Genomic DNA, 24,965 nt, shown 5'->3' on the forward strand with positions numbered 1-24,965 from the left:
AACAAAGTCATGGCTTATCAATTTAAATTGCCGGATATCGGTGAAGGAATCGCAGAAGGTGAAATCGTCAAATGGTTCGTCAAACCAGGAGATACGATCAATGAAGATGATACATTACTAGAAGTTCAAAATGACAAATCAGTAGAAGAAATCCCGTCACCTGTTACAGGAACGGTTAAAAATGTGATTGTTCCAGAAGGTACCGTAGCAAATGTTGGGGATGTATTAGTAGAAATCGATGCACCAGGACACGAAGACAATGAAGGGGACAGTGGTGTAGCCGCAGAATCCCAAACTCCAGCTAAACCGGCTGCTGAACCCACTGTTGATACAGAATCAGCTGGATCGTCAAGCGAAGGAGTCTTCCAATTTAAGTTACCGGATATCGGTGAAGGAATCGCAGAAGGTGAAATCGTCAAATGGTTCGTCAAACCAGGAGATACGATCAATGAAGATGATACATTACTAGAAGTTCAAAATGACAAATCAGTAGAAGAAATTCCGTCACCTGTCACAGGGACAGTTAAAAACGTGATTGTTCCAGAAGGCACTGTAGCAAATGTTGGGGATGTATTAGTAGAAATCGATGCTCCTGGACACAATAGTGCACCGTCAACTAGTGCGCCATCAGCTGAAGCACCAAAAGAAAAAGTGGAAACATCAGGTTCAGCAAGTGTCGTTGAAGCTGCCGATCCAAATAAACGTGTATTGGCTATGCCATCTGTTCGTCAATTTGCCCGTGAAAAAGATGTAGATATCTCACAAGTAACTGCAACTGGAAAAGGTGGCAGAGTAACAAAAGAGGACATCGAAAACTTCTTGGCAGGTGGTCCAAGCAGTGCACCAGCGAAATCAGAAGCGCCAGAAGCGGCAGCACCGAAAGAAGCAGCTCCTGCAGCAGAAAGCAAACCAGCTGCACCAGCAAAACCATTCAAGTCCAACTTAGGAGACTTGGAAGAACGTGTAGCAATGACGCCAACACGTAAAGCTATCGCTAAAGCAATGGTCAACAGTAAGCATACAGCTCCACACGTGACATTGCATGATGAAGTAGAAGTGTCTAAACTATGGGATAATCGGAAACGATTTAAAGAAGTTGCTGCTGCAAATGGTACGAAACTTACTTTCTTGCCATATGTCGTGAAAGCTTTAACAGCGACTGTTAAGAAATACCCAGTATTGAATGCATCTATCGACGATGCAAACCAAGAAATCGTTTATAAACATTACTACAATATCGGTATTGCAACTGATACGGATCACGGACTATATGTACCAAATGTGAAAGATGCAGACCGCAAAGGAATGTTTGCTATTGCAGACGAAATCAATGAGAAAGCAAAATTAGCTCATGACGGCAAACTATCTGCAGAAGATATGCGCAATGGAACAATTACGATCAGCAATATCGGATCTGTAGGTGGCGGTTGGTTTACACCAGTCATCAACTATCCAGAAGTAGCTATTTTAGGTGTAGGAACGATTGCACAACAACCAATCGTAAATGCTGAAGGCGAAATCGTTGTCGGTCGTGTGATGAAACTGTCATTAAGTTTCGATCACCGTATCGTAGATGGAGCAACTGCGCAACAAGCAATGAATAATATCAAACGTCTTTTAGCTGATCCAGAGCTATTAATGATGGAAGGATGATAAACAAATGGTAGTTGGAGATTTTGCTGTAGAATTAGATACAGTTGTAATTGGTGCGGGACCTGGTGGCTATGTAGCTGCCATCCGCGCTGCTGAAATGGGACAAAAAGTAGCAATCATTGAAAGAGAGTATATTGGCGGTGTTTGTTTGAATGTCGGCTGTATTCCTTCAAAAGCACTGATAGCTGCAGGACACCATTATCAAGAGTCACTAGATTCTGAAATGTTTGGAGTAACTAGTGAAAACGTCAAACTAGATTTTGCAAAAACACAAGAATGGAAAGAAAACAAAGTTGTCCATACGTTGACTTCTGGTGTTGGTTTCCTATTAAAAAAACATAAGGTTGAAACAATCGAAGGAGAAGCGTTCTTCGTAGATGATCACACACTACGCGTCATTCATCCAGATTCAGCTCAAACTTATTCGTTCAATAACGCAATCATCGCAACAGGTTCCCGTCCAATCGAGATTCCAGGATTTAAATTCGGAGGACGTGTGTTAGATTCTACTGGCGGATTAGCATTGAAAGAAGTACCTAAGAAATTTGTGATCATCGGTGGCGGTGTGATTGGTGCCGAATTGGGCGGAGCGTACGCAAACTTAGGAGCAGAAGTAACGATTCTTGAAGGCTCACCACAAATTTTACCAACTTACGAAAAAGATCTAGTAAAATTAGTAGAAGATGATTTCAAGAAAAAAGGCGTAACAGTCGTAACGAATGCAATGGCGAAAGAAGCAGTCGATAACGGTGACAGCGTGACAGTGAAATATGCAGTGGACGGGAAAGAAGAATCCGTTACTGCTGATTATGTGATGGTCACTGTAGGTCGTCGTCCGAATACAGATGATATGGGCTTAGAACAAGCGGGTGTCGAAGTAGGAGAACGAGGATTGATCACGGTGGATAAACAAGGACGTACGAACGTACCTAACATCTATGCCATCGGTGATATCGTTCCAGGGGCGGCATTAGCACACAAAGCCAGTTATGAAGCAAAAATCGCTGCTGAAGCAATCTCTGGCAAAAAAGTAGCTGTAGATTATAAAGCAATGCCGGCAGTAGCCTTCACTGATCCTGAATTGGCTTCTGTAGGTATGACGATCAAAGAAGCAAAAGATGCTGGTATCGAAGCAAAAGCATATAAATTCCCATTTTCAGGGAACGGTCGGGCATTATCGCTTGGTAAAACAGAAGGATTCATCCGTCTAGTTACGACGATCGAAGATAACGTGCTTATTGGCGCGCAAATCGGTGGAGTCGGCGCAAGTGATATGGTCTCTGAATTAGCTTTAGCAATCGAATCAGGAATGAATGCTGAAGATATCGCCTTGACGATTCATCCTCATCCATCTCTTGGCGAAATCGTCATGGATGCTTCGGAATTAGCATTAGGTTTACCAATCCATATTTGATTTGAATAATACAGGCGAAACGCAACTGAAAAATCAGTTGCGTTTTGTTTTTTAGAATTATCAATAATATTATTATGTAAACTTAAAAATATGACAACTTCTTGGTTTATTACCACTTCCTATGCTACACTGAAGAGGAATATGAAATAGGAGAGTTGAAGATGCAAGAATATCAGTATCCACTTGATTTAGATTGGACAACAGACGAAATGGTCATTGTAATGAAGATGTGGGAAGATCTGGAACGTGCGAATGAAAAAGGGATAAACAATGAAGCTTTTTTGAAGACTTATCAGCAGTTTAAAACTGTTGTCAAATCCATTGGTGAGGAAAAACGATTGGGACGGGAATTTGAAAAAGCTTCCGGTTATTCTTTATATCGTACAGTGCAGCAAGCAAAAAAAAATCCAAACAAAACTTTGAGAATGAACGGGTGAGATAAATGGAACAGATGATTGATCATATCAAGTCCTGGCTTGAAGAAGCTGGTGAGAAAATCAAATCTTCTCAACAAACATTAACAATCTCGCAAAAATCAAATCGAACGGATCTAGTAACAAATGTCGATCGAAACATCCAGAATTTTCTAATCGAAAAAATCCATTCCTTTGATCCAGAGGCGAAAATATTGGCAGAAGAAGAAGGGTGTAATCAATTATCGGATCTCGATGGAAGAGTCTTTATCATCGATCCTATTGATGGCACCTTGAATTTTGTGATTGAAGGGGAAAATTTTTGTATTATGCTCGCTGTTTATGAATCCGGCGTTGGAAAGCTTGGTTTCATTTATGACGTGATGAGAAATGAACTTTTTTGGGGTGGAAAAGGAATAGGCGTGTATAAAAATGATGAGCCATTGCCTAGACCAGCAAATAAATCCTTATCGGAAGGCTTACTTGGTGTGAATAGTTATCTTTTCGGTCATAATAAATATGGAATCCGAGAAATTGCGGAAAGCAGCATGGGGACACGTATGTACGGATGCGCTGGTCTTGAACTAGTGGCAATCTTGAAAGGAAACCACATTGCTTATATTTCAAACCTTAGCCCTTGGGATTATGCAGCGGGAAATGTCTTATTGGAAGAGTTTGGTATGGTAACAAGCGGTCTTTTTGGTACTCCTTTGACATTTGAAAAAAGGGAATACTATTTAGCAGGGACTTCTTGTGCATATGCAGAAATCGCAGACCTTTTGAAAAAAGAAGGCTGAAAAAAAGGTAGAAATCATTCACAAAAATGATAAAAACGAGCAAAAGATTAATTTTCTCGAAAAAATGAAAACATTTTACTATATTTCATGAAAAAAGTCTGCTATAATTAGCAGTCGAGTAAAATTTGCCCTGTCATAAAGAACCAATAAAAAAGGAGTTAGTTACATTGAATTATAGAAACGATATCCGTAACGTCGCAATTATTGCCCACGTTGACCACGGAAAAACAACATTAGTTGATGAACTATTAAAACAATCAGATACATTAGACGCACATACGCAATTGCAAGAACGTGCGATGGACTCAAATGCGCTAGAAAAAGAACGTGGTATCACGATTTTAGCCAAAAACACAGCTGTAGACTATAAAGGTATTCGCGTAAACATCATGGATACTCCAGGACACGCGGACTTCGGTGGCGAAGTAGAACGGATCATGAAAATGGTTGACGGCGTTGTGTTGGTCGTAGATGCGTATGAAGGAACAATGCCTCAAACACGTTTTGTATTGAAAAAAGCACTGGAACAACATATCACACCAATCGTTGTCGTAAACAAGATTGACAAACCTTCTGCTCGTCCTGAGCATGTCGTAGATGAAGTTCTTGAACTATTCATCGAATTAGGAGCAGATGATGATCAGTTAGACTTTCCTGTGATTTATGCATCTGCACTAAATGGTACGTCAAGCTTGTCAGATGATCCAGCAGATCAAGAACCAACCATGGCACCTATTTTTGATACAATTATTGAAAAAATCCCTGCTCCTGTCGATAACAGCGACGAACCATTACAATTCCAAGTTTCATTACTTGACTACAACGATTATGTAGGTCGTATCGGAATCGGACGTGTATTTAGAGGAACAATCAAAGTAGGAGACCAAGTAGCATTAATTAAATTAGACGGAACAGTTAAGAAATTCCGTGTAACGAAATTATTTGGTTTCTTTGGACTAAAACGTCTAGAGATTCAAGAAGCAAAAGCTGGAGACTTGATTGCTGTCTCAGGTATGGAAGATATCTTTGTCGGTGAAACAGTTACTCCTGTGGATCATCAAGATGCGTTACCTATCCTTCACATTGACGAACCAACATTGCAAATGACTTTCTTAGTTAATAATTCACCATTTGCCGGTCGAGAAGGTAAATTCGTAACCGCTCGTAAGATTGAAGAACGTTTGATGGCAGAACTTCAAACAGATGTATCCTTACGAGTTGAACCAACAAACTCTCCAGATGCATGGACAGTTTCTGGTCGTGGAGAATTGCATTTGTCTATCTTGATTGAAAACATGCGCCGTGAGGGATACGAATTGCAAGTATCTCGTCCAGAAGTTATTGAAAAAGAAATCGACGGTGTAAAATGCGAACCGTTTGAACGCGTGCAAATCGATACACCAGAAGAATATATGGGTAGTGTTATCGAGTCCTTGAGCTTACGTAAAGGTGAAATGCAAGATATGGTCCATACAGGAAACGGACAAATCCGTTTGACATTCTTAACACCTGCCCGCGGTTTGATTGGTTATTCAACTGAATTCCTTTCAATGACACGTGGTTACGGAATCATGAACCATACTTTTGACCAATATCTGCCAATGCTTCCTGGTCAAATTGGCGGACGTCACCAAGGGGCGCTTGTTTCGATCGATACAGGAAAAGCAACGACTTATTCTATCATGAGTATCGAAGAACGCGGTACAGTCTTCGTAGAACCAGGTACAGAAGTATATGAAGGAATGATTATCGGGGAAAACAGCCGTGATAATGATTTGACTGTCAACATCACGAAAGCAAAACAAATGACAAACGTACGGTCTGCTACTAAAGACCAAACATCTGTCATCAAAAAACCAAAACAATTGACGTTGGAAGAATCTTTGGAATTCTTGAATGATGATGAATATTGCGAAGTAACACCAGAAAGCATTCGCTTGAGAAAACAAATTTTAGAGAAAAATGCTCGTGAAAAAGCATCTAAAAAGAAAAAATAATCTGTAAAAGGATGAAGAGAGAAACCAGCTTGTTATAAAAAATAGCTGGTTTCTTTTTTTGTCCAACTCTTTTCTGTGGAGAAGTCATCTTTGTCAATGGACATAAATTCAGAAAATACGCCGAAAGACGTTTAAAAGACTTTTAAAAAACTTATTTCTAGAGAGTTTTTGTTTCATAATAAGATAATGTTTCACGAAAGGAGATCAACTTGTCCTTCGAAGAAAATCGAAGTAAAATGGCAAGAGAAAGGAGCGGGAAGATGAACGACTTATTAAAACAATACTTTGGCTATGATGAGTTTAGACCTGGTCAAAAAGAAATTATCCAGAAAGTCATTGATCAGGAAAATGTATTAGGAATCATGCCTACCGGAAGTGGGAAATCAATCTGTTACCAGCTTCCAGCTTTACTATTAGATGGGCTTACTGTGGTTGTGTCCCCTTTAATCTCTTTGATGAAGGATCAGGTGGACGCGGCGAATCAATTAGGTATACCCGCCACTTTTATCAATAGCTCGTTAGATGGTTACGAAACAGCTAGACGCTTCCAAGAAATCGATAGACAGCAGTACCGTTTACTTTATATCGCTCCTGAACGTTTTATCATGCCGGATTTTATCCAAGCAATGAAGCGATGGAACGTCCGTATGATCGCTATTGACGAGGCACATTGTATCTCTCAGTGGGGGCATGATTTCCGCCCAAGTTATTTACAGATGGCGAACCAGCTAGATCAACTGCCAAATCGTCCTGTAATTGTTGCTTTGACAGCTACAGCGACTGTGCAAGTAGCTGCTGACATAAAAAGACTTTTAAAAATTCCAGAAAACAACCATATTCAGACTGGTTTTGAACGAGAAAATCTACGATTTCAAGTAATTAAAGATCAAAAAAAAGAACAATATCTAATCGAATATTTAAAGATCAACAAAAATCAATCTGGTATCATTTATGCAGCAACGAGAAAAGAAGTAGACCGTCTCTATCATTTGCTTAAAAAATTCGATTTTTCCGTGGGTAGATATCATGGTGGTCTAAATGAGAATGAGCGAACAGAAATGCAAGAAGCCTTTTTATACGATCGCTTGCAGCTGATTGTAGCGACAAATGCATTTGGTATGGGTATAAATAAAAGCAATGTCCGTTTTGTTATCCATTATCAAATTCCTGGCTCTCTAGAAGCATACTATCAGGAAGCTGGTCGGGCGGGAAGAGATGGTCTTTCCAGTGAAGCCATCCTGCTTTTCTCTCCTCAAGATATCCAAGTCCAAAAGTTTTTTATCCAGCAGTCCCAAAGAGAAGAAGGGCAAAAGCAAAAAGAATATGAAAAATTAAAAGCGATGACAGAATACGTGTATATTGAGTCCTGTCTTCAGCAATACATCCTAAACTATTTTGGCGAGACAAGCAGTCCGTGCAACCGTTGTGGTAACTGTTTAGATGACAGAGAAATAGTAGAAGTAACGACAGAAGCACAGATGGTTCTTTCTTGCTTAAAACGTATGGGTGAGAACTATGGTAAACAAATGCTGATGAAAGTCTTAGCAGGATCGAAAGAACAAAAGCTGCAAGCTTTAGGTTTTGGACATTTATCTACCTATGGACTGATGAAAAACCAATCGCAAAAAGAAACGATGCAGTTAATTGAATATTTGATATCGAATGGCTATCTTCTGACCATCAATGGTGAGTATCCTGTTTTGAAAGTAACAGAAAGAGGGATACAAGTATTGAAAGGACAAGAATCTGTTTATCGAAAGGAACCCAAGAAAGTCCAGCAGCTATCGGATGAAGAAACCGATACACTATTTGAAGTGCTGCGGGAACTGCGAACGGATCTAGCATCAGAAGCAGGCGTTCCCCCGTATGTCGTATTTTCAGATTCCACATTGAAAGAAATGAGCCGAATACGTCCATCAAGCAGATTGGAGATGCTTCAGATAAAAGGAGTTGGCCAAAGCAAGCTTGATAAATATGGCGAAGCCTTTTTATCTCGGATAAAAAATGCGGACTCTAACGTTCTGGATAAGTAGAAAGAACGAATACGTAAAAATGAATAAAAACAACTGGTTAAATCTGTTTTTTTTGCTCCTTATGAAAATCAAATATGTTATAATTAAGGAATTAGAATGGGAGGTAAGCACAGATGGATTCTTTGTCGAAAAAACTTGCGATCCAAGTATTAAATGATGAAGCAGAACGGATCAAACGATTAATCCGAAATCAAAACAACAGTCTCTGTATCTCACAATGCAAAGCCTTCGAAGAAGTGGTAGATACACAGATGTACGGCTTTTCCCGGCAAGTCGGTTTTGCTGTCCGTATAGGAGTAATCGGAAAGAACGAGGGCCAGCTGATGTTAAGTGAGCTAGAACGAGAATTGAATCAGTTATATAGTGAGGTTTACCAAGAAATTTATGATAAAAAAGAAGTTGGCAAGGAGGAATAGACTTGCCTAAGAAAGTGAAAAAAAGGCATCTATTAGACTATAGCATCTTGATTCCCTATTTAATTTTATGTGTATTGGGATTGATCATGGTATATAGTTCTACGTCGTATCTATTATTAGAAAACGGACAAAATCCGTCCGCATCAGTCATTAACCAGAGTATTTTTTGGGTGCTTAGCTTGATTGCTATCGCACTACTTTATAAAATGAAAACAGATGTTTTGAAAAACCAGCGTTTGATCATGGCAGCCATCGCAGTTTTGACGATTTTGCTGCTGATTGTTGTGTTTTTTGGTAAGGAGATCAATGGGGCGAAAGGTTGGCTGCAAATTGCAGGATTCTCGATCCAACCTGCCGAATACCTAAAAATCATTTCTATCTGGTACCTGTCTCTGACTTTATCTAAAAGACAAAACAGTGTACAAAAAGATTTTCTTGGGACTGTGAAACGTCCACTTGCAATGGTTATCGGACTTACTGCATTAGTCGCTATTCTTCCCGATTTTGGTAATGCGGCAGTTATCTTTTTGATTATTTTGGTTCTGCTTTTAGCCAGCGGAGTCAATTATGTGTATACTTTGATTGTAGGAGTAGGAGGCTTTTGTCTAAGTACTTTTACGATCTGGCTGATCAATATCACAAACGGAAAGATCTTACCCGGACGTTTACAGTATATCTATAATCGATTTGCTATTTACCAAAATCCTTTCTCAGACGAATTAAATAAAGGGCATCAACTAGTCAACGGCTACTATGCCATGTTCAACGGAGGACTATTTGGCAGGGGATTAGGTAACAGTATCCAGAAAAAAGGATTTTTACAAGAAGCACAAACCGATTTTATTTATGCAATCGTAGTGGAAGAACTGGGAGTGATTATGGGGATTTTGATATTAGCGTTGCTATTCTTTATGATTGTGCGCATTGTCCTTGTAGGTATCCGTTCAAAAGATCCGTTCAATTCGCTTTTGTGCATTGGGATCGGCGCAATGTTTTTGATCCAAGTATTTGTCAATCTTGGAGGGATTACTGGCGTTATTCCTTTGACAGGGATCACGTTCCCATTTTTAAGTCAAGGAGGCTCCAGTTTGCTGATGCTTTCGATTTGTGTCGGCTTTGTCCTCAACATCAGTGCGGATGAAAAACGCAAGAGCTTAGGTTTATAATAAAAAAAGATGTAGGAGTGGTTCGATGAAAAAAGTTTTAGTTGCTAACAGGGGTGAAATCGCTGTACGTGTATTTCGTGCTTGTACAGAATTAGGAATTAAAACTGTTGGAATCTATGCAGAAGAAGATGAATATTCCGTACACCGTTTCAAAGCGGATGAAGCATATTTAGTAGGACAAGGAAAAAAACCGATTGATGCGTATCTAGATATTGAAGGGATCATTTCTATCGCGAAAGAATGCGGAGCTGACGCTATTCATCCGGGTTACGGTCTTTTGTCGGAAAACTTGAATTTTGCGCAACGGTGCGAAGAAGAAGGCATCATTTTTGTTGGACCCAAACTGCATCATTTAGATATTTTTGGAGATAAAATCAAAGCAAAAGCTGCAGCTATCGAAGCGGGGATTGCTTCGATTCCAGGCACAGATGGACCAATCGCTTCTATAGACGATGCCTTGGAGTTTGCGAAACAATACGGTTATCCGATTATGATCAAGGCAGCTCTAGGCGGCGGCGGACGCGGCATGCGTGTAGCTCACGATGAAAAGAGTGCAAGAGAGGGCTACGAACGTGCGAAAAGCGAAGCAAAAGCAGCCTTTGGTAGTGATGAAGTGTATGTTGAAAAATACATCGCTAATCCTAAGCATATCGAAGTACAGATTCTCGGGGATACGCATGGAAACGTCATCCATCTTTTTGAAAGAGATTGTTCTGTTCAGCGCCGTCACCAAAAAGTAGTAGAAGTAGCGCCTTGTGTCTCTATGAATGAACAGCAACGTCAAAAAATCTGCCAGGCAGCTGTCCAATTGATGAAATATGTCGGGTATGTCAACGCAGGTACAGTAGAATTTCTTGTTGAAGGAGATGATTTTTACTTTATCGAAGTCAACCCTCGCGTCCAAGTGGAACATACGATCACAGAAATGATTACAGATATTGATATCGTAACAACGCAACTGTTGATTGCTCAAGGTTTGGATCTGCATAAAGAAATCGGATTGCCTCAGCAAGAAGGAATTAAATTAAATGGTTCAGCCATTCAATGCCGAATCACTACAGAAGACCCGTTGAATAACTTTTTACCAGACACAGGGAAAATCGATACGTATCGTTCACCTGGTGGTTTTGGCGTACGTCTGGATGTCGGAAATGCTTACGCGGGCTATGTAGTGACACCGTATTTTGATTCATTGCTAGTAAAAGTATGTACGCATGGTGCTACCTTTGAAACAGCCATTCAGAAAATGGAACGTTGCTTGAAAGAATTTAGAATCCGTGGAGTGAAAACAAACATTCCATTTATGCTCAATGTCATCACACATCCTGAATTCCAATCAGGAAATGCAAAAACAACCTTCATTGATAGTACAGCAACATTATTTGAATTTCCTCGACTACGAGACCGCGGAAACAAAACGATGAAATATATCGGTGAAATTACTGTGAATGGTTTTCCAGGTATCGAAAGTGGCGAAAAACCATTTTATGAAGAACCACGTATGCCTAAAGATCTAATCACAAGAACTGATTACGTAACGGCTAAGAATGTATTAGATGCGAAGGGTGCCGATGCTTTGGTCGAATGGATCAAAGGACAGGAAAATTTGTTGTTGACGGATACGACATTTAGAGACGCCCATCAAAGTCTGCTAGCAACTCGTGTTCGGACAAAGGATTTCAAGCAGATTGCACGTTTGACTGGAGAAGGTCTTCCTGAACTCTTTTCAAGTGAGATGTGGGGGGGAGCAACATTTGATGTGGCTTACCGCTTTTTGAATGAAGATCCTTGGCAACGGTTGAGAAAAATTCGTTCTTTAATGCCTAATACGTTGCTGCAAATGCTTTTCAGAGGTTCAAATGCCGTTGGGTATTCTAATTATCCTGACAATGTATTGGTGGAATTTGTCAAAGAAGCAGCAGCGCAAGGAATCGATGTATTTCGAATCTTTGATAGTTTGAACTGGACTCCACAAATGGAAAAAAGTATCCAAGCTGTACGGGATACTGGTAAAATCGCAGAGGCAGCTATTTGCTATACTGGCGATATCAACGATCCAAGTCGGGCAAAATACAATGTTCAGTATTATAAAGACATGGCAAAGGAACTAGAACAACTGGGTGCGCATATCATTGCAATCAAAGATATGGCTGGGCTGCTTAAACCGCAGGCAGCTTATCGTTTGATTAGTGAATTGAAAGAAACGACAGATCTGCCAATCCATCTGCATACTCATGATACCAGCGGGAATGGAATCATCACTTATTCTGCTGCTTCAAAAGCAGGAGTAGACATCGTTGACGTGGCAATGAGTGCAATGAGTGGGAATACTAGTCAGCCTAGCATGAGCAGCTTGTATTATGCACTGGTCAATGGTCCACGGCTGCCAGAAATCACGATTGAAAATGCACAGAAATTAAACCATTATTGGGAAGATGTGCGCATGTATTACAAACCGTTTGAAAACGGCTTGAATGCTCCTGAAACAGAAGTATATATGCATGAAATGCCAGGAGGACAGTATTCGAATCTACAGCAACAGGCAAAAGCTGTCGGATTAGGTCATCGCTGGGATGAAATCAAACAAATGTATCATACTGTCAACTTGATGTTTGGCGATATCGTTAAAGTAACTCCATCATCTAAAGTAGTTGGAGATATGGCACTATTTATGGTCCAAAATGATCTTACAGAAGAAGATATTTATGAAAAAGGCGAAACACTAAGTTTCCCTGAATCTGTTGTGACTTTCTTCCAAGGAGAACTAGGGCAACCCGTTGGCGGATTTCCTAAAAAATTGCAAAAGATTATTCTTAAAGGCAGACCTGCATTGAATGAACGTCCAGGTCTTTTGGCTGAATCAGTCGACTTCAACGAAGTAAAAAAAGAATTGGCAGAAAAAATTGGCTATGAACCAAAACAAGACGAAGTATTAAGCTATTTGATGTATCCGCAAGTCTTTTTGGACTATCAAAAAGCATATAATCAATTTGGCGATGTTACATTACTGGACACACCAACATTTTTCCAAGGTATACGTTTGGGTGAAACAATCAATGTACAAATCGAACGCGGAAAAACGCTTATCATTCGTTTAGATGAAATCGGAGAACCCGATATCGAAGGGAATCGCGTACTGTTCTTCAATTTGAATGGACAAAGACGTGAAATCACTATCAAAGATAATTCGATCATCAGTACGGTCCAAACCCGATTGAAAGCTGAACCGACAAACCGAGAACAAATTGGAGCAACGATGTCTGGTTCTGTTTTGGATGTATTAGTGAAAAAAGGCGATAACGTTAAAAAAGGTGATACGTTGATGATTACTGAAGCGATGAAAATGGAAACGGCCATCGAAGCACGTTTTGACGGAGAAGTCGCACATGTATATGTGTCTTCAGGAGACACTATTTCGTCTGGTGACCTTTTGATTGAAGTGACTGAGAAATAATAAGCGAAAGGTGGGGAAACATGAAAAGACTGGGTTTGTTTTGGCTGATTCTGCTATTAGTTATTGTGGCATTCTACATGGAACCAGTCTTGTTTCCGCCAAAACTTGAAGTGAAGGAAAACTCTGATCAACAAATATCAAACCAAATGACAACGTGGAAATACCAGGAGCTTAAAGCAACTGGTTTTTCTACTTATATCGGAAAACCGATCGATCAGCTGGAAAAGGATTTTGGCCAAGCCTATGATCGATTAACTAGCGGATTTGGTTTTGAAACAAGATATTATGAAAATAAAGCTAGTCATCTCACATTTGAAGCGAACATCCAAGACAGCAGAGTCACAACTGTTAAAGTACTGCAAACAGGGCCTGCTGATATCGCGCCGTTTTATTTAGGGATGACGATGCAAGATCTTACGAAAATCACTACTATCTATACTAATTTCACTTTTGAGTACCATGATACAGAAGTTGGAATCGAACTAATGGAAGAGGATATGAATTATCGTCCGCTAATTGCTTTTGATAACGACACTTTTGCTATTTTATTTTTTGATCAAACAACAAACGGCCTATTTTCAGTTGTGTATTTAGATAAAGATAGTCTTTTGAAACTATTGCCATATCAAGTGTTTGGTGAAGGCCTTCCACATTATCAAGCAGATAAATCGGCTGATTGGGAATCAATCAATCGCGTTAAAGAACGAAAAAGTACGACTTTATTAAATATGCTTAGAAGAGAAGACGAACTTCCCATATACAATCAAACACTTGCCTTTCAAAACCACAGTCAGCTGCTACTACATGATTTTTTGACAAGGCCTGAGGAAATATTGTCAGAGGAACGTATGGCTGATTGGCAAAAATCGCTAGGCAGTGCTCAAACGACAGTGAAATTCTCACTGACGAATGATGAATTGGAGAAGTTAATCAGTAAACAAAAATTAGAAAATACTAGTGGGCTATTTATTCATCCGGCGATTGACGCTACTTTTTCGTTTTTATATTGGTACAGCGATCCTTACAACCATGACCGTTTCATGGACCCGGGAACGGATTCTGTAGGCATTGCTTTTTCTAAAGAAAATATGTTAGTCTTATTGCAAGAAGAAAACGGAGAAAGTAGTGATAGCAGTGATCGTTAACGAAGAGCTGTTTCAACTGGAGGATCAATGCCTCCAAGTCGCTGAAATGATAAAAAAGAGTAAAACGATGGCTTCTTATCTTGAACATAAACAGTCAATGGAAGAATCTGCAAAAGTTTGCCAGTTGAAAGAAGCGTTCTTGTCTAAGAAAGAAGCATTTGAAAATGTAGCGGCATATGGTGAGTATGCACCTGATTATCGTGAAAAAAAACGAGCTGTTCGAAAAGCAAAAAGACAGCTTGATATGGATGAGCATGTTGCAGCTTTCCGATATAGTGAAACACAGCTGCAAAGTCTGTTGGATCAAATTGTCCAAGTACTTGCCGAAGAAGTTTCTAATGAAATCAAAGTAGATGCAGGTAGCCCGTTTTTTGAAACGAAAAAACACTTTGGATGCGGAGGTAATTGTCATGCAATTAGACAATAGTGAATTTGAAATAACAAAACGACGCGGGCTGATCGTATGGGTCTACAGCTTAAAACAATTAAAGAATCTGAAAAAGTTCGGCTTGTTGCATTATGTCTCAAGAAGAATGAAATATGTCGTGCTTTACTTAAATGAAGAGACATTGGAAGAAACAGAAGAACGAATCCGTAAATTACATTTTGTTCGAAACGTAGAACGTTCTTACCGACCGGATATCGAAATGAATTTTGCCGAAAAAATAGGAAACAAAACAGTATTAAAAGACGAAGGTTTCGAAATTGAAGAGCTAAATACAGAAATCCGATTAGCTGAACATCTTTAAAAATCTCTTATGAGCAGTTTTTAAATAAAAAATAACTTGGATAACGATCGATTTTTGATCATTGTCCAAGTATTTTTTTGGTATACTAGTACCAGTACCATTTCTAAGGAGTGAGTAGATGCGGATAATATCAGGAAATTATGGCGGGCGCCGTTTAAAAAGTTTAGCAGGGGCGAACACCAGACCAACTACAGATAAAGTAAAAGAATCCATATTCAATATGATTGGACCATATTTTGATGGAGAGACAGTATTGGATCTGTTTGCAGGAAGCGGTGGTTTAGCTATCGAAGCAGTATCTAGAGGCTGCAGTCATGCGGTATGCGTAGACAAAAATTACCAAGCGCTAAAAATCATCAAAGAAAACATCGAAATTACGAAAGAACCAGAGAAATTTACCACAATAAAACTTGATGCGGACAAAGCAATCGAACGGCTAGCAGCGGAGAAACAACAATTCGACTACTTGTTTCTTGATCCGCCATATGCAAAACAAAAAATAATCGATCAAATCCATAAAATGGAAGAACTGGGACTTTTTTCTAAAACCGCAGTTATCGTATGCGAAACGGATAAAACAGTCGAATTGCCAGAAACTGTGGCTGGATTCCATCAAATAAGAAAACAGATTTATGGCATAACGGCCGTAACTATCTATAGAAAAGAGGGAAATCAATGAAACGTGCATTATTCCCAGGAAGTTTTGATCCTTTTACAAAAGGTCACTTAGATACGGTGGAACGTGCGGCTAAATTATTCGATGAGGTAGTAATTGGTGTTTTTATCAATACTTCAAAGAAAAGTTTGTTTCCCCCAGAAGAAAGAATGACATTGATCACAAAAGCTGTTTCTCATCTTCCTAATGTAAAAGTCATGCATCAAGAAAATCAATTGACGGTAGAAACAGCAAAAGAGATTGGTGCAGATGCGTTGATCAGAGGCATACGAAGTATCAAAGACTTTGAATATGAACGAGAGATTGCTCAGATGAATCATCATCTATATGATGAATTGGAAACTGTCTTCTTATTAGCAAAACCAGAATATAGTCACGTGAGTTCCAGTATTTTAAAAGAAGTACTGCACTTTGGCGGAGATGTGAGCAGCTACTTACCGCCAGTGATCAACGAAGCTTTAGCTGGAAAGCGTGAATCAAATGAAAGCTAAACAATGGTTGAAAACAGTACTGATTATCATATTTGGAATGTTGATCATTGGATTTGTAGTAGTTCCCTTGCCGTATTATGTAGAATCACCGGGAGCCACGATCGATCTGAAAGAACTAATTACGGTCAATGATAAGGAAGATAAAGGTTCTGGGTCTTTCTCTCTTACCTCTGTTGGTATCAGGCAAGCTACAGGTTTCTTAGCTTTAAAAGCTAAAATGACCCCTTTTGAAGAATTGATCAGTGAAGAAGAATTGACTGGTGGGGCGACAAATGAAGAATATAATCAAATGCAACAGTATTATATGGATTCTTCCCAAAATGCAGCAATCGAACAAGCGTTAAAACTTGCAGACAAGCCTTATAAAATGGAATTCAAAGGCGTATATGTCATGAGTGTAGAGAAAACATCGAATTTCTTTGGCAAGCTTTCAGTTGGAGATACAGTAACAAAAGTAGACGGGAAAAGCTTTCAAAGTACAGAAGCATTTATGGATTATGTAAAAAGCCAAAAAGTTGGACAAACAATCGAAATCAGTTATTTGCATAATGGTGAAGAAAAAACAGCTTCTGGTGATCTGATCGAGTTACCAACAGATAAAAAGGCAGGAATAGGTATCACGCTTACTGACCATACCGAGATCGAATCAGATACAGATGTTCGTATTAATTCTGGCTCTATCGGTGGGCCATCAGCGGGATTGATGTTCACTTTAGAAATCTATGAACAAGTCACTGGTAAAAACTTGCGACATGGTAAGCAAATTGCAGGAACTGGAACGATCAACAGTGAAGGAGAAGTTGGCCGAATCGGAGGAATCGATAAAAAAGTGGCAAGTGCGGATAAAGCTGGCGTAGAGATTTTCTTTGCACCAGATGATACGATTTCAGACGATGTTAAGAAAGAATATCCTGAAATAAAAACCAACTACGAAGAAGCAAAAGCTGCCGCTAAAAAATTGAATTCCTCAATGAAAATCGTACCAGTAAAAACAGTACAAGAAGCGCTTGACTATCTAGAGAAAATGAAATGAAACTAAATAATTAAAGAGGGGTTGTGACACGAGTTCTGTCACAACCCCTCTTTTTCGTCAAAAATCTTCACGATAAAAATAAAAACAAAAGAAAAAATTGACGTAATTAGATGTTGAAGGGACGATTTTGCCAGAGCTCACTGTTTCTTCAATTTTAAATGAAAGGAGTAATGAATGATTTTTACTGGTCATTCTTTGAAAAAAGAACAATGATAGAAAAAATCAGCAAGAAAATACTAGCTTCACCCAAATTGATCATTTGGATGTCTATGATAGTTCTTATCTTTTGTATCGCAAGTGGTTTTTTATTATCAAATTTGCTATTTTATAGAGAAACAGAAGAGACTGCTGCAAAAGAAATACTTTCTTCGTTTAGTTCCAGTGGAGAAGATCCATCAGCTGAAGGAAACGATGTAGAAGAGGATGCTCGTCCAAAGGTCATGTACACCGATATCAAAGGAAGTGTGAAGGAGCCTGGTATCTATTCCTTTTCTTCAGAAGAACGGGTCTATGATGTACTAAAGCGTGCAGGTGGATTATTAGAAGAAGCGGATAGCGATCGAATCAACTTTTCTGCGAAGATAGAAGATCAGCAAGTCCTATATATCCCTGCTGTAGGTGAAGAGCTGCCAGAACATCTTGATCAGTTGGCATCCTCGGAAGGAAAACAGCCTACAGCAGATTCCGAGCCTCCCAAAATAAATATCAATACAGCCACTCCATCAGAACTTCAGCAGATTCCTGGGATCGGATCAGTCAAAGCGCAAGAAATCATTCGATTTAGAGAAGAAAACGGATCCTTCCAGAAAGTGGAAGACCTGCAGGAGATTTCTGGTATCGGTGAAAAGACAGTTGAAAAACTAAAAAACTTCGTTACAATTAAATAGAATGATTCAAAATCGACTGGCACGAGCAATAAATGGACGCTAATGGATACTAAGAATAATCCAATTCTAAGAGCTTGGCAGGACGAGGAGGTAGTATTTTTGGATAGGAAATAGCTTGATTGTTCGCAAAGAAACATTAAAAAAACCAATGCTGAATGTCTATCTCCAAAATAAAATATCTGGGATTCATATTATGAATACGGCTGTCAGCGGCAATAACAGTCAAGCTCTACGAGAACGCTTTGCCAAAGATGTACTTAGCTATACAGCAGATAAAGTATTTATTCTCATTGGGACGAATGATCTAGCAGAGCATAAACAACTTTCTAAAGAAACGTACCAAAAAATCTGCAGTGGATGATAGTTCAGCTGAAAAAAGACTATAGTTCTGATCATGCTTTCTTTATCACGCCACCAGCAGTCGATGAGACAAAACAAAAATATCGGAATAACAAGTTGATCAAAGAATATATCTCTGTTCTCACAGAAGTAGCAAAACGCCATGATTGTGAAGTATCGATTTTTATACGGAATTTCTTGAACAAATGGATTCGAAGAATTTTTATAATGGGCTAATGGATGACGGACTTCATTTCGGCAGTGAAGGGTAGGATCTTTTGTCAGACAGGATGATTCGTTATATTTAAAGAATATTTTGTTTAAGCAATGAGTACTTTTTAATCAACTTGAAAAAACGGAGGAATATAAAACATGTTAGAAAAATCTTCAAAAGCATGCGATACGAATAAAGAAAAAGTTACTGATAAGTCACATAATGAACGCATTCCTTGGGACCAGTACTTTATGGCTCAGGCAGTACTGTTATCTTTACGTAGTACGTGTACACGTTTAGAAGTAGGAGCGACACTCGTTCGAGAAAAAAGGATCATTGCTGGCGGCTATAATGGAGCAGTCAGTGGAGATGTCCACTGCATAGATGAAGGGTGTTACGTCGTGGATGGACACTGCTTGCGAACGATCCATGCAGAGATGAATGCACTCCTACAGTGTGCAAAACTTGGTATCCCGACGGAAGGTTCAGAAATCTATGTCACACATTTTCCATGTTTGGCCTGTACAAAGGCTTTGTTGCAAGCTGGTGTGAAAGGGATCAATTATCTCCATGACTATCGAAATGATCCTTATGCCCAAGCGTTGATCGAACAATTAGGTGTATCTGTACACCAAGTTGCTTTAGACTCACAGCATTTTTCAAAACTTCAAAATGAATTAACAGGAAAACATGTCTAGCGTTTTAGAAAGGCATGTTCGAAATCGGTTGATTTTTCCGGCAATTACGTCGATGATTATCTGTTTGTTGTATTACACTGACAATTGGGGTTATCGTTTGCTTCTTGCCGGAATTTTTTTATGGTTTTCGCTAAAAGAAGGACGTTTTATCGCGTACTTGTGTATTTTGTGTAGCATAACGGTATCCATTTCTTATAGGCTACAAGAGTATTCATTTTTAGAGGAAAAAACAACATCTGCGCAAATTACTGTATTTACAGATACGATTCGTGCAAATGGTAATTTTTTGACAATGGAAGGAAGGTTATCAGAGAATAAACAAAAGCTCCAGCTTTCTTATCAAGTAAACACAGAAGCAGAATTGAAAACATGGCTTAACTTCCGAGGAAAGGGAATAGAATTGACTGCTGAAGGCGAGTTCATCTCTCCAGCAAAAAAGCGGAATCTTTATAATTTTGACCAAGAAGCTTACTTCAGGAACCATAGAATTTCTGGACGGTTCCAAATTCAAAAGATTGAACAGATCACCATGCAAAATCACTGGCGAAACTGGCTTCAGAGAAAAAGAGGATCTTTTATCTCCTTTGTCCAATCTGAATTTCCGCAAAAAACAAGTGTATATATTAATTCTTTATTATGGGGCTATAAAGATGCAGGATTCAGAGAACCAGAAGAAATTTTTAGGGAGAGTGGTTTGCTGCATCTGTTCAGTCTATCGGGTCTACACATCCAATTTTATTTAGGGTGGCTGTATTATTTATTTCGACGTATCGGATGGCCACTACACGTCAGTATTATTCCGTTGAGTCTACTAACTATCTGTTATGTTTCTATTGCAGGAAGTTCTATTTCTGTTTTGCGTGCTAGTTTGCTGTTTTTATTGCGATTGCTAGTCAAATTGCTGAATAAGCATTATTCCACCATGGACTTATTTGCAGTTGTCTTTTGGCTTCTTTTACTATTTGATCCTCGATTTCTTTTTCATGCGGGTGGACAGCTTAGTTTTTTCATGAGTTTTTTGTTTATCCTGATTTCTTTTGATGGAGATTGGTTGAAAAAAACGGCCTCTCACGTCCTGTTTACTATGATCACGATGCCGTTGATTGTATGGCATTTTTATGAGTGGCCTATTTTAGGTAGTCTTTTTACATTACTGATTGCACCGGTATTCAAGTTTCTTTTTCTTCCTGGTGTGTTATTTCTCACACTCTTCAATCGCTGGCTGCCGGAAACTTTACTTTTGCTGATAGAAGAGGGATTAATCTTATTTGAGCGAATAATCGATTTTTCTTCAGGGTCGTCTCTCATTATAGGACGTTTGCCCCTTGTGCTATCTGGGATGTATATTTTCGGATTACTGATTTGTATGGATAGGTTGAAAGAACAACCTGTGAAACACTTGTTTTATGTTGGTCTTTTTTCTTTTATTTTTTTGACTTTGCCATTTTTACGCTTTTCTTCAACGATCGCTTTTATCGATGTCGGTCAAGGAGACAGTATCTTTTTGCAAAGTCCTTTTCGAAAAGAAACGATTTTGATCGATACTGGAGGTCAGTTACACTTTGAAAGAGAAAAGTGGGCGCAAGGTATGATACGTCCTCCTGCTGAAAGAAATATCGTTCCATATCTAAAAGGTCAGGGGATAAGTGTAATCGATAAACTCATCTTGACACACGACGATACGGATCATGTGGGAGAATTACCCACGTTATCTCAGCATTTTACTATCAAAAAAATTTATATCGGTTGGGGCGCTGGACGAAATGAGCCATTACAAAGGCATTTATCTGAAGCTCAAAAAAATGGTACTGAGATCATTGAAATCAAACATGGGGACAGGATCAGCGGTTATTATGATCTTTATGTATTGACTCCTTTTGAAAAGGGAGAGGGAAGAAATGAAGATTCGATTGGTCTATGGATGGAATATAACAATAGGCGCTTTTTATTTTTAGGAGATTTGAATCAAGCAATGGAAAAACAATTGCTTTTGATTTATCCTAATCTGAAAGCCGATGTAGTCAAATTAGGTCATCACGGTAGCCGTACGTCAAGTAACACAGATTTTCTTTCCCATATTGAAGCAAAACATGGGATTATATCCTGCGGCGTAAATAATCGTTATGGTCACCCGCACAGCGAAGTATTGGAGACACTAGAAGAAAATCAGATAAAAACATGGCGAACGGATCAACAAGGAATGATCACCTATCGCTGGCATCCAGTTTTTCATCCTCATGGGCTAGTGGAAACAATGATAGACTAGTAATTCTCATCTGCTCATGGTAGGATAATTTTTGAAAGTGGTGAGTAATTTGAGTATACAAGCAGAGTTACAAAAAATACGTAAAGAAAAACTTGCATCTTGTTACTTGATTTTAGGAACAGAAAAGTTTCTCCAAGATCAAGTTCGGACAGAAATTGTCAAAAAAATCCAATTAGAGGGCGAAGATGACTTAAATTTTTTAAGTTTTGACATGGAAAATGCAAGTTTAGATGAGGTAGTAGCTGAAGCAGAGACGTTGCCGTTTTTCGGAGATCAACGGTTAGTATTCGTAGAGAATCCTTATTTTTTAACAGGTGAAAAAGTAAACAATGGAATCGAACAAAATACTGATTTATTGACGGCTTATTTGAAAGAACCATTAGAATCGACTGTATTAGTATTCTTTGCGCCATATGAAAAGTTGGATGAACGGAAAAAAGTAACGAAACAATTGAAAAAAACAGCAATTATCATCAATGTCCAACAGTTGAATGAAAAAGAAGTACGTCAATATCTGATGAATACCTTAGAGAATTCCTCAATCAAAATGGAACGAAGTGCAATTGATTTATTCTTGAGGTTGACCGACTTAGATTTATCCAAAATGATGAGAGAGTTACAGAAATTGGTCCTTTATGGACAAAATCAACAGCAAATCACGGTAAGAGAAGTAGAAGAATTAGTTCCTAAAACGTTAGAACATAATATTTTTGACATGACCCAATATATTTTAAAAGGGAAGACGGAACAAGCTTTGCGTTTATACGAAGATTTAGTTATGCAAGGGGAAGAAACAATCAAAATTAATGCGATTTTGCTTTCTCAATTACGTTTATTTTTACAGACAAAATTTCTTGTAAAGATTGGTTATCAGCAGGCAAATATTGCTGAAACATTGAAAATCCATCCATATCGTGTAAAACTTGCCATGCAGGAAGTAAAAAAATTCGATGAACATTTGCTGGTACAGTTGTTTGATCAATTAGTTGAGATGGATTATCAAATCAAAACGGGACAAATCGAAAAAGAATTAAGTTTTCAACTATTCGTTTTGCGCACAGGGCAGTTGTTAAGAAATCGATAAGAAGAAAGACGAGGGCAAAGCATGCGGGAAGGTCGTTTGTTTTTGTCCTTTTTTTGACAAATAAAAAAATCGGCCGAAGCCGATTCTTTTATTTAGCGATTTTTTTGCTTAAACGAGATTTGTCGCGGTTAGCTTTGTTTTTGTGGATTAGACCTTTTGATTCAGCCATATCAATAGCTTTAACAGCTTCTTTATATAACGCATCTACGTTGTCAGCACCTGAAGCTACAGCATCTTCAAATTTTTTGATTGCAGTACGCATAGCGCTTGTTTGAGATGAATTTTTCACATTAGCGTTTTCGCTTGTACGAACACGTTTGATTGCAGATTCAATGTTTGGCATTAGTTTCACCTCCGATAACTTAAGTTCTTACGCGTGTTACCGCATAATTCAACATTCATTATTATACCTAAAGGCAGCGTGCTTTGCAATATGAACATGACAAGTTTTTTTCCTTAACAGTCTTTTATTAGGATTTTTTTTCAGTAAAAACGGATAGTACAAGCTGAAAAAAATCAAAAAGACGCTATTGTGGGAGGCAATAGCGTCAAACCAAACTAGATTTTTATTTATCTATTTAAACAAAGTTTGAATGGGAATGTTTGGTACTAAGTTATTATATAACAAAGAGAACCGTTTGCAAAGTTTTTTTTGAAAAGGGATACGATTCCCTGTTGTTCTTTGTTTTTCTATTAAGAAACTGCAGTTATTTTATAACCAGTATCCTTTGATCAGTAAAGGCTATTCTGGTGTACCGATTATTTTAATGTATTCATCGATATTTTTTATCAACATTTTTTTTATGACCAACTGGTTCCGACGGTTCCATTTGCCACTTACTTCCAGCACATATTTATTTAGGGGCAAACGTAAGATATATTTTGCCAAATAGCGATCTTTAAGCAGGCCATTGATCACACGGTCCTCAAGCTGCAAGTTGATCCCAGTCAGCATCATTGGCTGTTCTTGTAAAACGTACGTATCAATTAAAAGACCTTCAAAAGTTTCCACAAGCGTCTTCCTTTCTTTTCAAAGTAACCTGAAAACAGGCACTAATTCTTCCATTTTGATATTCGTTGAAGTGGATGCGATCATTCTTTCTTTTGTCCACTGTAATCTAGTATAACAAAAAAGAGCAGAAGAGCCAAAAAGAAAAAAGAGCATCGAATTCTATAGGAAGTCTCATTGGCACGGCCTAAATTATTACAAAACATTGATTAAAAAAAGCCCCTGCATCGCAGGAGCATCCCCTATATCGTTTTAATAGGTCAATCAAAAAGCAGTATCAAACACATTTTGTATCAAATCAGGAAATAATAGATAAGCTAAGCCCAGAATCAAAAGTACCGCTAGAAGAAACCAGCCGATTGTTCCTATGAAATACTTTAATTTTTCGAACATTGTATCACCTCGTTGTCAGTATATCACGGATCAGTAAATTGGGGGTGTTAAGAATCTCCTAAAATAGACAAAATTTGTTCTATTTTCCTAAAGCAAATACTTGTAAGATACAGTAAGTGATACCAGAAGCAATGACCGGTCCGGCGGCGATTCCTCTTAAGAAGACAACACCTAAAATCGTGCCGAAAACAAGTGCAACAGTGATTTGTGGATCAGAAGCAATCAATCCTACACCCTTGGAAGATAAGACAGCCACTAGCCCACCGCAAAAAACAGCTACCCAGCCAATAGGGGATTTAAAGGCTTCTAATAGATCACGTAGACCGATTTCTCCTGTTGCGATAGGGATTAGAATAGCCGCTGTGATGATCGTCACCCCAATATTGATTCCTTTGCCTTGAAGCCAAGGGAAAAAGGAACGGGAGGCTGGTATGAGCTTCATAATCAAAACAAAAGCTGCCGCTATCATCAGACTTTGATTTTTAGCTAAAATTGCTACAAGTAAAATAATTCCTAAAAAAAGCCAACTTTCCATGAAATATATTCCTCACTTTCTTCGAAACAATCATAACATGTTTTTAGAAAGTTACAAAAGTAGGAATTCATCCTTCAAGACCTATTCATAAGCTGTTTTTTTC

General features: G+C 38.6%; 25 protein-coding genes. 21 read left to right on the top strand and 4 right to left on the bottom strand.

The window, feature by feature from the left end; all coding sequences use genetic code 11:
- Positions 1–9: 9 nt before the first annotated feature.
- The 21 genes from ACIFUW_RS05905 (at position 10) to holA (ending at position 22,925) form a co-directional block, all read left to right on the top strand.
- A complete protein-coding gene (locus tag ACIFUW_RS05905) occupies positions 10–1,653 on the top strand; it encodes a dihydrolipoyllysine-residue acetyltransferase (RefSeq protein WP_002289687.1) in 1,644 nt (547 codons plus the stop codon).
- A 7-nt stretch (positions 1,654–1,660) separates the two neighbouring features.
- Positions 1,661–3,067 carry a dihydrolipoyl dehydrogenase gene (gene lpdA, locus ACIFUW_RS05910; protein ID WP_002289686.1) on the top strand — a complete coding sequence of 469 codons (1,407 nt, stop codon included), beginning with the start codon at positions 1,661–1,663 and terminating at the stop codon, positions 3,065–3,067.
- 161 nt (positions 3,068–3,228) lie between these two features.
- Positions 3,229–3,504 (top strand): UPF0223 family protein, encoded by a 276-nt coding sequence (locus ACIFUW_RS05915; RefSeq protein ID WP_002292206.1) that lies wholly within the window; start codon positions 3,229–3,231, stop codon positions 3,502–3,504.
- A 5-nt stretch (positions 3,505–3,509) separates the two neighbouring features.
- On the top strand, positions 3,510–4,277 hold the full coding sequence (locus ACIFUW_RS05920; RefSeq protein ID WP_002295483.1) for an inositol monophosphatase family protein: 768 nt from the start codon (positions 3,510–3,512) through the stop codon (positions 4,275–4,277).
- Between the two features lie 167 nt (positions 4,278–4,444).
- Positions 4,445–6,274 carry a translational GTPase TypA gene (gene typA, locus ACIFUW_RS05925; RefSeq protein WP_002288735.1) on the top strand — a complete coding sequence of 610 codons (1,830 nt, stop codon included), beginning with the start codon at positions 4,445–4,447 and terminating at the stop codon, positions 6,272–6,274.
- 260 nt (positions 6,275–6,534) lie between these two features.
- On the top strand, positions 6,535–8,307 hold the full coding sequence (recQ, locus tag ACIFUW_RS05930; RefSeq protein ID WP_002288736.1) for a DNA helicase RecQ: 1,773 nt from the start codon (positions 6,535–6,537) through the stop codon (positions 8,305–8,307).
- Positions 8,308–8,420: 113 nt separating this feature from the next.
- Positions 8,421–8,723, top strand: coding sequence for a YlaN family protein (locus tag ACIFUW_RS05935; RefSeq protein WP_002288739.1), 303 nt, complete (start codon positions 8,421–8,423; stop codon positions 8,721–8,723).
- A gap of 2 nt (positions 8,724–8,725) precedes the next feature.
- Positions 8,726–9,889, top strand: coding sequence for an FtsW/RodA/SpoVE family cell cycle protein (locus ACIFUW_RS05940; RefSeq protein WP_002288740.1), 1,164 nt, complete (start codon positions 8,726–8,728; stop codon positions 9,887–9,889).
- 25 nt (positions 9,890–9,914) lie between these two features.
- Positions 9,915–13,343 (top strand): pyruvate carboxylase, encoded by a 3,429-nt coding sequence (locus ACIFUW_RS05945; RefSeq protein ID WP_002288741.1) that lies wholly within the window; start codon positions 9,915–9,917, stop codon positions 13,341–13,343.
- Positions 13,344–13,363: 20 nt separating this feature from the next.
- On the top strand, positions 13,364–14,488 hold the full coding sequence (locus tag ACIFUW_RS05950; protein ID WP_002295486.1) for a CAP-associated domain-containing protein: 1,125 nt from the start codon (positions 13,364–13,366) through the stop codon (positions 14,486–14,488).
- Positions 14,469–14,915, top strand: a complete 447-nt coding sequence (locus tag ACIFUW_RS05955) for a YlbF family regulator (RefSeq protein ID WP_002295488.1) — start codon at positions 14,469–14,471, stop codon at positions 14,913–14,915. The genes ACIFUW_RS05950 and ACIFUW_RS05955 overlap by 20 nt, the downstream gene beginning before the upstream one ends.
- On the top strand, positions 14,899–15,237 hold the full coding sequence (locus ACIFUW_RS05960) for a YlbG family protein (RefSeq protein WP_002297107.1): 339 nt from the start codon (positions 14,899–14,901) through the stop codon (positions 15,235–15,237). The genes ACIFUW_RS05955 and ACIFUW_RS05960 overlap by 17 nt, the downstream gene beginning before the upstream one ends.
- 118 nt (positions 15,238–15,355) lie before the next feature.
- A complete protein-coding gene (rsmD, locus tag ACIFUW_RS05965) occupies positions 15,356–15,916 on the top strand; it encodes a 16S rRNA (guanine(966)-N(2))-methyltransferase RsmD (RefSeq protein ID WP_002295491.1) in 561 nt (186 codons plus the stop codon).
- Positions 15,913–16,404, top strand: coding sequence for a pantetheine-phosphate adenylyltransferase (gene coaD, locus ACIFUW_RS05970; RefSeq protein ID WP_002295492.1), 492 nt, complete (start codon positions 15,913–15,915; stop codon positions 16,402–16,404). Before rsmD ends, coaD begins: the two co-directional genes overlap by 4 nt.
- Positions 16,394–17,437 carry a SepM family pheromone-processing serine protease gene (locus tag ACIFUW_RS05975; protein WP_002295493.1) on the top strand — a complete coding sequence of 348 codons (1,044 nt, stop codon included), beginning with the start codon at positions 16,394–16,396 and terminating at the stop codon, positions 17,435–17,437. Before coaD ends, ACIFUW_RS05975 begins: the two co-directional genes overlap by 11 nt.
- A 158-nt stretch (positions 17,438–17,595) precedes the next feature.
- Complete coding sequence (locus tag ACIFUW_RS05980) at positions 17,596–18,324, top strand: helix-hairpin-helix domain-containing protein (RefSeq protein WP_002320838.1); 729 nt, start codon at positions 17,596–17,598, stop codon at positions 18,322–18,324.
- Between the two features lie 115 nt (positions 18,325–18,439).
- Entirely contained in the window at positions 18,440–18,685 is a 246-nt protein-coding gene (locus ACIFUW_RS05985; protein ID WP_002297231.1) for an SGNH/GDSL hydrolase family protein, read from the top strand.
- Positions 18,682–18,900 (top strand): esterase, encoded by a 219-nt coding sequence (locus ACIFUW_RS05990; protein ID WP_002295502.1) that lies wholly within the window; start codon positions 18,682–18,684, stop codon positions 18,898–18,900. Before ACIFUW_RS05985 ends, ACIFUW_RS05990 begins: the two co-directional genes overlap by 4 nt.
- Positions 18,901–19,035: 135 nt before the next feature.
- The gene (locus ACIFUW_RS05995) at positions 19,036–19,575 is read left to right on the top strand and encodes a ComE operon protein 2 (protein ID WP_002295503.1); all 540 of its coding nucleotides are present in this window, start codon (positions 19,036–19,038) and stop codon (positions 19,573–19,575) included.
- Complete coding sequence (locus ACIFUW_RS06000; protein ID WP_002322120.1) at positions 19,568–21,841, top strand: DNA internalization-related competence protein ComEC/Rec2; 2,274 nt, start codon at positions 19,568–19,570, stop codon at positions 21,839–21,841. Before ACIFUW_RS05995 ends, ACIFUW_RS06000 begins: the two co-directional genes overlap by 8 nt.
- 37 nt (positions 21,842–21,878) lie before the next feature.
- The gene (gene holA, locus ACIFUW_RS06005) at positions 21,879–22,925 is read left to right on the top strand and encodes a DNA polymerase III subunit delta (RefSeq protein WP_002320835.1); all 1,047 of its coding nucleotides are present in this window, start codon (positions 21,879–21,881) and stop codon (positions 22,923–22,925) included.
- A gap of 88 nt (positions 22,926–23,013) precedes the next feature.
- Here holA and rpsT read toward each other — a convergent pair whose 3' ends face one another.
- From rpsT to ACIFUW_RS06025, 4 genes are all read right to left on the bottom strand, one after another.
- The gene (rpsT, locus tag ACIFUW_RS06010; RefSeq protein WP_002292188.1) at positions 23,014–23,268 is read right to left on the bottom strand and encodes a 30S ribosomal protein S20; all 255 of its coding nucleotides are present in this window, start codon (positions 23,266–23,268) and stop codon (positions 23,014–23,016) included.
- Between the two features lie 399 nt (positions 23,269–23,667).
- The gene (locus ACIFUW_RS06015) at positions 23,668–23,937 is read right to left on the bottom strand and encodes a hypothetical protein (protein ID WP_002289125.1); all 270 of its coding nucleotides are present in this window, start codon (positions 23,935–23,937) and stop codon (positions 23,668–23,670) included.
- Positions 23,938–24,198: 261 nt separating this feature from the next.
- Complete coding sequence (locus ACIFUW_RS06020; protein WP_002295511.1) at positions 24,199–24,327, bottom strand: hypothetical protein; 129 nt, start codon at positions 24,325–24,327, stop codon at positions 24,199–24,201.
- Between the two features lie 79 nt (positions 24,328–24,406).
- Positions 24,407–24,862: a DUF441 domain-containing protein gene (locus ACIFUW_RS06025; protein ID WP_002289123.1), complete on the bottom strand. Its 456-nt coding sequence runs from the start codon at positions 24,860–24,862 to the stop codon at positions 24,407–24,409.
- Between the last annotated feature and the right edge of the window lie 103 nt (positions 24,863–24,965).

This window comes from Enterococcus sp. PLH-Efm8 (assembly GCF_053011625.1).

Bases quoted from the DNA above. Each gene is read 5' to 3' on its own strand.
- ACIFUW_RS05905 (WP_002289687.1), top strand. From the start codon at position 10: ATGGCTTATCAATTTAAATTGCCGGATATCGGTGAAGGAATCGCAGAA.
- lpdA (WP_002289686.1), top strand. From the start codon at position 1,661: ATGGTAGTTGGAGATTTTGCTGTAGAATTAGATACAGTTGTAATTGGT.
- ACIFUW_RS05915 (WP_002292206.1), top strand. From the start codon at position 3,229: ATGCAAGAATATCAGTATCCACTTGATTTAGATTGGACAACAGACGAA.
- ACIFUW_RS05920 (WP_002295483.1), top strand. From the start codon at position 3,510: ATGGAACAGATGATTGATCATATCAAGTCCTGGCTTGAAGAAGCTGGT.
- recQ (WP_002288736.1), top strand. From the start codon at position 6,535: ATGAACGACTTATTAAAACAATACTTTGGCTATGATGAGTTTAGACCT.
- ACIFUW_RS05935 (WP_002288739.1), top strand. From the start codon at position 8,421: ATGGATTCTTTGTCGAAAAAACTTGCGATCCAAGTATTAAATGATGAA.
- ACIFUW_RS05945 (WP_002288741.1), top strand. From the start codon at position 9,915: ATGAAAAAAGTTTTAGTTGCTAACAGGGGTGAAATCGCTGTACGTGTA.
- ACIFUW_RS05950 (WP_002295486.1), top strand. From the start codon at position 13,364: ATGAAAAGACTGGGTTTGTTTTGGCTGATTCTGCTATTAGTTATTGTG.
- ACIFUW_RS05960 (WP_002297107.1), top strand. From the start codon at position 14,899: ATGCAATTAGACAATAGTGAATTTGAAATAACAAAACGACGCGGGCTG.
- rsmD (WP_002295491.1), top strand. From the start codon at position 15,356: ATGCGGATAATATCAGGAAATTATGGCGGGCGCCGTTTAAAAAGTTTA.
- coaD (WP_002295492.1), top strand. From the start codon at position 15,913: ATGAAACGTGCATTATTCCCAGGAAGTTTTGATCCTTTTACAAAAGGT.
- ACIFUW_RS05975 (WP_002295493.1), top strand. From the start codon at position 16,394: ATGAAAGCTAAACAATGGTTGAAAACAGTACTGATTATCATATTTGGA.
- ACIFUW_RS05980 (WP_002320838.1), top strand. From the start codon at position 17,596: ATGAAAGGAGTAATGAATGATTTTTACTGGTCATTCTTTGAAAAAAGA.
- ACIFUW_RS05990 (WP_002295502.1), top strand. From the start codon at position 18,682: ATGATAGTTCAGCTGAAAAAAGACTATAGTTCTGATCATGCTTTCTTT.
- ACIFUW_RS05995 (WP_002295503.1), top strand. From the start codon at position 19,036: ATGTTAGAAAAATCTTCAAAAGCATGCGATACGAATAAAGAAAAAGTT.
- ACIFUW_RS06000 (WP_002322120.1), top strand. From the start codon at position 19,568: ATGTCTAGCGTTTTAGAAAGGCATGTTCGAAATCGGTTGATTTTTCCG.
- rpsT (WP_002292188.1), bottom strand. From the start codon at position 23,268: ATGCCAAACATTGAATCTGCAATCAAACGTGTTCGTACAAGCGAAAAC.
- ACIFUW_RS06020 (WP_002295511.1), bottom strand. From the start codon at position 24,327: ATGTTCGAAAAATTAAAGTATTTCATAGGAACAATCGGCTGGTTTCTT.
- ACIFUW_RS06025 (WP_002289123.1), bottom strand. From the start codon at position 24,862: ATGGAAAGTTGGCTTTTTTTAGGAATTATTTTACTTGTAGCAATTTTA.